The following is a 1,560-nucleotide window of genomic DNA, read 5'->3' as shown; positions in this document are numbered from 1 at the left end:
CGGGTGAGTAACACGTGAGTAACCTGCCCTTGACTCTGGGATAAGCCTGGGAAACTGGGTCTAATACCGGATATGACTSMTCATCGCATGGTGGKKGGTGGAAAGCTTTTKCGGTYTKGGATGGACTCGCGGCCTATCAGCTTGTTGGTGAGGTAATGGCTCACCAAGGCGACGACGGGTAGCCGGCCTGAGAGGGTGACCGGCCACACTGGGACTGAGACACGGCCCAGACTCCTACGGGAGGCAGCAGTGGGGAATATTGCACAATGGGCGGAAGCCTGATGCAGCGACGCCGCGTGAGGGATGACGGCCTTCGGGTTGTAAACCTCTTTCAGTAGGGAAGAAGCGWAAGTGACGGTACCTGCAGAAGAAGCGCCGGCTAACTACGTGCCAGCAGCCGCGGTAATACGTAGGGYGCAAGCGTTATCCGGAATTATTGGGCGTAAAGAGCTCGTAGGCGGTTTGTCGCGTCTGCCGTGAAAGTCCGGGGCTCAACTCCGGATCTGCGGTGGGTACGGGCAGACTRGAGTGMKGTAGGGGAGAYTGGAATTCCTGGTGTAGCGGTGRAATGCGCAGATATCAGGAGGAACACCGATGGCGAAGGCAGGTCTCTGGGCATTAACTGACGCTGAGGAGCGAAAGCATGGGGAGCGAACAGGATTAGATACCCTGGTAGTCCATGCCGTAAACGTTGGGCACTAGGTGTGGGGGACATTCCACGTTTTCCGCGCCGTAGCTAACGCATTAAGTGCCCCGCCTGGGGAGTACGGCCGCAAGGCTAAAACTCAAAGGAATTGACGGGGGNACGGGGGCCCGCACAAGCGGCGGAGCATGCGGATTAATTCGATGCAACGCGAAGAACCTTACCAAGGCTTGACATGAACCGGAAACGCCTGGAAACAGGTGCCCCACTTGTGGTCGGTTTACAGGTGGTGCATGGTTGTCGTCAGCTCGTGTCGTGAGATGTTGGGTTAAGTCCCGCAACGAGCGCAACCCTCGTTCTATGTTGCCAGCRCGTTATGGYGGGGACTCATAGGAGACTGCCGGGGTCAACTCGGAGGAAGGTGGGGACGACGTCAAATCATCATGCCCCTTATGTCTTGGGCTTCACGCATGCTACAATGGCCGGTACAAAGGGTTGCGATACTGTGAGGTGGAGCTAATCCCAAAAAGCCGGTCTCAGTTCGGATTGGGGTCTGCAACTCGACCCCATGAAGTCGGAGTCGCTAGTAATCGCAGATCAGCAACGCTGCGGTGAATACGTTCCCGGGCCTTGTACACACCGCCCGTCAAGTCACGAAAGTTGGTAACACCCGAAGCCGGTGGCCTAACCCCTTGTGGGRGGGAGCYGTCGAAGGTGGGACTGGCGATTGGGACTAAGTCGTAACAAGGTAGCCGTACCGGAAGGTGCGGCTGGATCACCTCCTTTCTAAGGAGCACCTACAGCTTTCTGTCCTGGATGTATGTCCGGTGGTGGGGGTTGTCAGGAGAATGCCCGTTGCACGGACGAATGTTTCGTGGCGGGTGCTCAAGGGTGGAATATCAACAAATAGGTGCCTG

At 57.0% G+C, this 1,560-nt stretch carries 1 rRNA gene; it reads left to right on the top strand.

Going from position 1 to position 1,560, the window contains the following annotated elements:
- A 16S ribosomal RNA gene (locus ASE49_RS09345) occupies window positions 1-1,429 on the top strand; the annotation flags it as partial.
- Window positions 1,430-1,560: the final 131 nt, after the last annotated feature.

The organism is Novosphingobium sp. Leaf2 (genome assembly GCF_001421325.1).
Taxonomy (GTDB): Bacteria; Pseudomonadota; Alphaproteobacteria; order Sphingomonadales; family Sphingomonadaceae; genus Novosphingobium.
Note: the sequence above shows the minus strand (reverse complement) of the source record. Positions and strands in the feature narration are given on the sequence as shown.